12 protein-coding genes and 1 pseudogene are annotated in these 5,850 nt (G+C 42.5%); 8 read left to right on the top strand and 5 right to left on the bottom strand.

Features of this window, described 5'->3' with window-relative positions:
* Positions 1–917 (top strand): WD40 repeat domain-containing protein (locus tag IQ270_RS27325; RefSeq protein WP_193976294.1); only part of this gene is annotated, 917 nt, incomplete at its 5' end.
* Between the two features lie 115 nt (positions 918–1,032).
* On the opposite strand, the gene IQ270_RS27320 is transcribed toward IQ270_RS27325, so the two are convergent.
* The gene (locus IQ270_RS27320; RefSeq protein WP_193976293.1) at positions 1,033–1,674 is read right to left on the bottom strand and encodes a Uma2 family endonuclease; all 642 of its coding nucleotides are present in this window, start codon (positions 1,672–1,674) and stop codon (positions 1,033–1,035) included.
* A 193-nt stretch (positions 1,675–1,867) separates the two neighbouring features.
* On the opposite strand from IQ270_RS27320, the gene IQ270_RS27315 reads away from it, so the two are divergent.
* Positions 1,868–2,197, top strand: coding sequence for a XisI protein (locus tag IQ270_RS27315; protein WP_193976292.1), 330 nt, complete (start codon positions 1,868–1,870; stop codon positions 2,195–2,197).
* 43 nt (positions 2,198–2,240) lie between these two features.
* Here IQ270_RS27315 and IQ270_RS27310 read toward each other — a convergent pair whose 3' ends face one another.
* Together IQ270_RS27310 and IQ270_RS27305 are read right to left on the bottom strand one after the other, a co-directional pair.
* Positions 2,241–2,747 (bottom strand): hypothetical protein, encoded by a 507-nt coding sequence (locus IQ270_RS27310; protein ID WP_193976291.1) that lies wholly within the window; start codon positions 2,745–2,747, stop codon positions 2,241–2,243.
* Positions 2,748–2,787: 40 nt separating this feature from the next.
* Positions 2,788–2,988 (bottom strand): hypothetical protein, encoded by a 201-nt coding sequence (locus tag IQ270_RS27305; protein WP_193976290.1) that lies wholly within the window; start codon positions 2,986–2,988, stop codon positions 2,788–2,790.
* Positions 2,989–3,136: 148 nt separating this feature from the next.
* Between IQ270_RS27305 and IQ270_RS27300 the strand changes: the two genes are divergently transcribed.
* From IQ270_RS27300 to IQ270_RS27285, 4 genes are all read left to right on the top strand, one after another.
* A complete protein-coding gene (locus IQ270_RS27300) occupies positions 3,137–3,580 on the top strand; it encodes a hypothetical protein (protein WP_193976289.1) in 444 nt (147 codons plus the stop codon).
* Complete coding sequence (locus tag IQ270_RS27295; RefSeq protein WP_193976288.1) at positions 3,552–3,704, top strand: hypothetical protein; 153 nt, start codon at positions 3,552–3,554, stop codon at positions 3,702–3,704. The genes IQ270_RS27300 and IQ270_RS27295 overlap by 29 nt, the downstream gene beginning before the upstream one ends.
* A gap of 244 nt (positions 3,705–3,948) precedes the next feature.
* The gene (locus IQ270_RS27290; protein WP_096829806.1) at positions 3,949–4,158 is read left to right on the top strand and encodes a type II toxin-antitoxin system HicB family antitoxin; all 210 of its coding nucleotides are present in this window, start codon (positions 3,949–3,951) and stop codon (positions 4,156–4,158) included.
* Positions 4,151–4,378: a type II toxin-antitoxin system HicA family toxin gene (locus IQ270_RS27285; protein WP_193976287.1), complete on the top strand. Its 228-nt coding sequence runs from the start codon at positions 4,151–4,153 to the stop codon at positions 4,376–4,378. The genes IQ270_RS27290 and IQ270_RS27285 overlap by 8 nt, the downstream gene beginning before the upstream one ends.
* Before the next feature lie 37 nt (positions 4,379–4,415).
* Here the strand turns inward: IQ270_RS27285 and IQ270_RS27280 are convergent, their stop codons facing one another.
* Complete coding sequence (locus IQ270_RS27280; protein WP_193976286.1) at positions 4,416–4,634, bottom strand: hypothetical protein; 219 nt, start codon at positions 4,632–4,634, stop codon at positions 4,416–4,418.
* A 55-nt stretch (positions 4,635–4,689) separates the two neighbouring features.
* Between IQ270_RS27280 and IQ270_RS27275 the strand changes: the two genes are divergently transcribed.
* Together IQ270_RS27275 and IQ270_RS27270 are read left to right on the top strand one after the other, a co-directional pair.
* Positions 4,690–5,121, top strand: a complete 432-nt coding sequence (locus IQ270_RS27275) for a DUF4329 domain-containing protein (protein WP_193976285.1) — start codon at positions 4,690–4,692, stop codon at positions 5,119–5,121.
* 16 nt (positions 5,122–5,137) lie between these two features.
* Positions 5,138–5,407: a hypothetical protein gene (locus IQ270_RS27270; protein WP_193976284.1), complete on the top strand. Its 270-nt coding sequence runs from the start codon at positions 5,138–5,140 to the stop codon at positions 5,405–5,407.
* Between the two features lie 40 nt (positions 5,408–5,447).
* Here the strand turns inward: IQ270_RS27270 and IQ270_RS27265 are convergent.
* Positions 5,448–5,850 (bottom strand): annotated as a pseudogene (locus IQ270_RS27265) (branched-chain amino acid ABC transporter permease); the annotation flags it as partial.

The following is a 5,850-nucleotide window of genomic DNA, read 5'->3' as shown; positions in this document are numbered from 1 at the left end:
CTCCCACCCAATCCCAACAGCAAACCTATAACTGGCAATGTATTCACACGTTAAAAGGTCACAAAAACTTAATTTATTCTGTTGCTTTTAGCCCCAACGGAGAAGTCGTAGCCAGCGGCAGCGATGACAAAACAATCAAACTGTGGCGAGTAGAAGACGGGCAAGAAATAGTCACTCTTACAGGTCATACTAACTCAGTTTATACAGTAGCTTTCAGCCCCGACGGACTGATGCTGGCCAGCAGCAGCCACGACAAAACAATCAAAATTTGGCGGATGAAAGACGGGCAAGAAATGCGATCGCTTGTGGGTCACAGTAACTCAGTTTACGGCGCAGCTTTCAGTCCCGATGGAACTTTGATTGCTAGCAGCAGTTGGGACAGAACAATCAAGATTTGGCGAGTTAAAGATGGGCAAGAAATCTGCACGCTGGTGGGTCACATTAATTTAGTTTATTTTGTGGCTTTTAGCCCGGATGGCGAAACTCTTGCTAGCAGCAGTTGGGACAGAACAATTAAGATTTGGCGAGTTAAAGATGGGAAGCTACTTCGCACGCTGACAGGTCATACAGACTGCGTTCGCTGCATAGCTTTCAGTCCGAATGGCGAGTTTTTGGCTAGCGGCAGTCACGACAATACGATTAAAATTTGGTGGGTCAAAGATTGGCAAGAAGTTTTAACGATTACAGGTCATTCCTGGTATGTTGATTCGATCGCGTTTAGTCCCGATGGCGAGATTCTGGCTAGCAGTAGCAATCAAACTATCAAGATTTGGCGAGTTAAAGACGGTGAAGAAGTTTGTAATATAGCAGGTCACACTAACTCGGTTTATTCGGTTAATTTTAGCCCCGAAGGAGAGTTTTTGGCTAGCGGTAGTAGTGACAAAACTATTAAAATTTGGGGTGCGATCGATAAATAGTAAAATTTCCTTTATGACTCGGCGGTTGAAACCGCGTCTACACAAACAAAGTCCGCCTGCGCGGACTAAAGAATAAAAAGGGTATTAAAGCCGAATTTCGTATGATTCAACTGATTCAACCGTTCTCTCTCTCAATTTTTTGCCGCAACTCCCGAATTACTGTACTTGTATGGCGATCGCGCGACATTTGCCAGCATTCTTCCACAATTGCTGATACATTAAAATTGGGAAAATAACGGCTAACTGAACTTTCGACATATAGACCATTCTGCACACAGTAAATTATGAGCTTATTTTTCTTAAACAGCCACACTTCCGGCACTTGATAAGGCAAGTAATCATCCAAATTAGTGTAGCTAGTGACATCCACTTCAATCACCAGATCGGGTGGCGGTTCAACACCCCAAGCAATCCGATCTTTACCCAGAATGGCGGCGCAATTATCGATATAAAAACAATAATCTGGTTCAATCCCTCTTACCTCCGGCAAATCCATCGTAATTGGCGTAAATGCTTCATAATCTCGCGCCAAATAATCTAGGAGAACTTTGACGACATCAGCAATTATATCTGCTTGTTTTCCGTGTACGGATAAAGGGGACATTAATAAAATCTCTCCTGGTCGATATTTGATGCGCGGAATTTGACGATCGCCCAATTGTTCTACAAGTGCTTGGTAATCCTGCCAACTACCAGGAAATTTTATCAGTGTTCCTGGGGGCAAATGAATTTTTTCTGGGGTGACGACTGCGAACATAAAACTTATGCCTCCTGACTAATTATATGTGTTTTAAGCTAGAGTCGCAAATACTTGAGAGCGGGCGATCGTGCTATAGTAGATAAAACTTTGACCAAGAAACCGGGTTTCTGTGAAAAACTCAGATTATAATGAAAAATCTCCGAAGAAACCCGGTTTCTGAGTGTCTGCGTGTAAGTCATAATAGATAAACATGGATACCAGCGCGACCTATCGAGAAATCGTAAAACAGGTTATTCTTCAATACGCTAAGTTGCGTCCATCTCATGGAGACATTAGACTAGATCCGGTGTTGGATGAAACGCGCGATCGCTATGCTTTAATGCAAGTGGGTTGGGATAGAGGACGGCGAGTGAGAGGGAATTTAATTTACATTACCCTAGAAGATGGAAAAGTTTATATTGAGTACGATGGCATGGAATGTGGCATTACTCAAAATTTGATAGATCAAGGCATTCCAGAAAATGATATTGTTTTAGCTTTTCTTCCACACTCTTTAACAGCTTTGACTGCCGCTGTGTAGTGATGAAAGGCAAAAGAGCGATCGGAAAATAAACTCATTCTTTTCAATCTATCTGCTTCACTACCTCCAAGGCTAGTCCTAGCACCTCTGCAATTTGCTCATCCTTCAAGCCCAACTCCCGTAATTTACCAACCATTTCAATTTTAACTTGATTCGTGCTGTCCTGGAAGTCAGGAGTTTCAGACCGACTTTTATCTGGAGCAGAAGTTGGTAGCTCTGAGCAACCATTGATATAATTAATTGTGTTGCTGTGACCAAAATTAGTAGTGCGATCGCCAAAATTTATATTCAGATTTAATTGCCGTTCTAGAACAGATTCCAGATTACCTTTATCAACTGGTTCATCAAAAACATCAGATAACATATGCAAAAGCTTGTAACCTACATCCTTAACATGACCCACAGTACAACCGTAAGTATCTGCAATATCAGAATACTTTTGTCGATTCAGTATTCCCTCGATAATTTTACGCTGCAAGTCATTTAGATGTTTGCCTGTCTTGGCGCTGAGCACTTCATCTACAAATTGCAATATATGGGCAGTGTCCATCAGTAGGGCTGTCAGAGAACTATAGTTAGTCTACCCGACTTTATCCGCCTTTATCCGTCTTTATCCGTCTTCCCTCAAATATGGGAAATACCCGTCTTTTTCCGTCTTTTTTTTTCCTGGCTTTTGGGTGTTCGCCTGTATTGGTGAACAGAACTTCATCTACCAGTTTTAAGACTTCTGCGATGTCCATAGATCGGTCAGATAGGCGGGTTTTGCCGATATTATCCGATCTTTCGGACATTAGGGCAAATTTTTCTGGAAAAGTTCAGACTCAATCCGACTGACAGGGCGATCGGGCTTGGAGTTTTGATAGGAAAGAAGTTGAATAATCCTTCCTTAAGAAGGAGGTACTATGAACTGACAGTTAACTGAAATTGGAGAACTAACTGATGAAACTAACTCTAAAATTTATTTTGATATCCGCTGCTGTGCTGGTTACTAATTTTAATATGCACGAAGCAAAAGCGCAAGCAGTTAAGTGCTTTGATGTAAGTTCGAGAACAGGTTGGCAATACTTTGACCTTGGGGGTCCATATACTCGTATAGCCAGTGTTGGTGGAGGTTGGTCTGTAGATGCGAGAAGCTATGCTCCTGTTGGTCCTCAAGGCCACAATGAACCCGGGCTAGAGCCATATAACCAATATAAATACGATCAAGGATATCCTTTTGGTGCATTATTTGTAGATATTCCCACAGATGGTGTTGGATATGTATGGGTGCGGGGGGTTCAACAACTACCTAAACCAATCACTCGGACTGCTATACGAATTAACGATGCTGACAATGCACTAGGAGACAATTCAGGTGTTCTCAGAGTTTGTTTTAGTCGATAAGGGGGTAGGGATACGATCGCCCCTTACTTTTTTACTGATAGGCGATCGCACTCTTTGTGTGGATGCGATCGCCCTTTACTTTTTTTATCGATCGGCGATCGCACTCTTTGTGTGGATGCGATAATTAAATAATATTTTGTAAATTAGATAGCCAGATATTTGAAAGGAAAGATAAACGACCGATCGGGCAATTCAATGGCGAAATTCCTTTACACGCGATGGAAAATCATTTTGAGTGAGCTCAATAGTTAGAATCGGTTGCATTCTCAAGCTGGCTTCTGAGGTAGACAAAAATTTGCTACCAGATTGACTGATATGGGAAAGGCTTATGTTATGCTAATTAGAGAAGACTTTAGGAATAAGATGCAATGAAAAATCGCAGCTTTACAGTTCTTCTGTACAAAGAAGATGATATGTACATAGCTGAATGTCCAGAGGTTGGAACAGTAGATCAAGGTGAAACGATCGAGCAAGCGATTGCGGGTTTGAGAGAGGCTACGCGGTTATATTTGGAGGAATTTCCCGTACCTGAAACATCTCCGAGATTTGTGACCAGCATTGAGGTCAGCTATGCCTAAAATGCCGCGAATTTCAAGTAGAGAAGCAATTCGTGCATTGGAGCGTTTAGGATTCGAGCAAGTTCGTCAAACTGGCAGTCATGTTGTTCTGAAGAAGGCAACCGAAGAAGGCGAAATTGGTTGCGTTGTTCCTGTGCATCAAGAATTGAAGGTTGGTACGTTGAGCGGCATTCTCAAGCAGGCGCAAGTCACAGTCGAGGAGTTCATTGAGAGTTTGTGAAGTCTAACAATAGAAAAGGGAAACTCGATCGTACGTACTAGGCATGAGTAGATGCCTCTTGGTCATCCTGAATCATCTGCATCAGAATGTTTGCAGCTTCCGTTGCGTCGTAGGGCGACCAAACCGGATACTCTGATGCAGAAAAGATAACTTGTAGTTCAGCCTTTGGGATTTGCACAGCTAGGAGTTTGAAGAGTGCTAATTTGTCTGGCTGGCTCAGACTGTTCACCAAAGGAATTAACTCAGCGAGAGACATAGTTTAAACTCCCAGACATACGAGGATATATTTATCATAAGCGATCTGTGAGATAATGAATCAAGGATACACGGAAATCTTAAACAACCCTTTAATTCGTATAGAATTAAAGCAAGGTTGGGAAGATTCTCAACCTGGAGTAACTGGCGGACACGAAGAAAGCGGTTTCATTTTGAAAGATTCAGCAGGAAATCTCAGTGTTGTGCGATGGTCAGTCGGCAATCAGAATAGCATCATTCTGCCTGCTCATCCAAAGTGTAAAATTGGGGAAGGCGCTATTGTTGCGTCATTTCACACTCATCCCAATACTGGAGGCGATTATTTGCAAGAACCTAGTGAAACAGATAAGTGTGCTGTTAGAGACGATCCTGATTTAAAGGGAGCCTCTTACTTAGGTGAGTTTGTGATTTCGCAAGCAAAAATCTATCTAATTGCACAGCATGGACAAGTAAGTGAGATTTCGGATACATCTATCCTTCTAGGTTGAAAAGTGGAGGCTAATTATGACTGCAACATTGAGTTCAGATGTGCTTCAAGATGATATTGCCGTTGCAATTGCTCGGGCTATCGCTGCTGCTAATAAACGTGCCCGTGAATTGAATATTGATGTAATGCAAAGCATCATCAGCCTGACGCAGCATCCTCAAAATGATAGCTGGGTATGGCGAGTCAACTATGGGGCAAAAGATTATATTGGGCGACGAGGTGGGGATTTAATTATTGAAGTTAATCCAGAGGATATTAGCATTCAGAGAGTGCTTTGGGGGCAATAGGTACAGGGCGATCGCACTTTTATATACCAAAAATCTAATTTTAAACAGAATTGCGATCGCCCTTCCTCCACCTCTTCAACAACTCCGGCGTCACCAAACCCTGCGGAAAAAATATCGTCCCCAAAACAATCAGTACCCCAAACACAATTAACCGCCCATCCCGCAGAAATTGCGCCAACCAAACAGGCAATCCCTGAATAGTCGCCATCCCCCTCAAAACCTCCGGTAAAGCAGTAAACACCATCCCACCCAAAACAGCTCCCAAAAACGTTCTGCTACCACCAATCAACACAGAAGTCAAGTAAATAATACTAGCATCAAAAGTTCCTTGACGGGCGTTCCAAGTGTTCAGAAAATGAGCGCTAATAGCACCTACAACCCCAGCTAAAATAGCACCTAATGTGAAAGCCAAAACTTTATAAAAAGTTGGGTTAATGCCGATC

It is taken from the genome of Microcoleus sp. LEGE 07076 (assembly GCF_015207455.1).
GTDB lineage: Bacteria > Cyanobacteriota > Cyanobacteriia > Cyanobacteriales > Microcoleaceae > Microcoleus.
The sequence above is the reverse complement of the archived record's forward strand: the minus strand, read 5'-3'. Positions and strand labels throughout refer to the sequence as shown.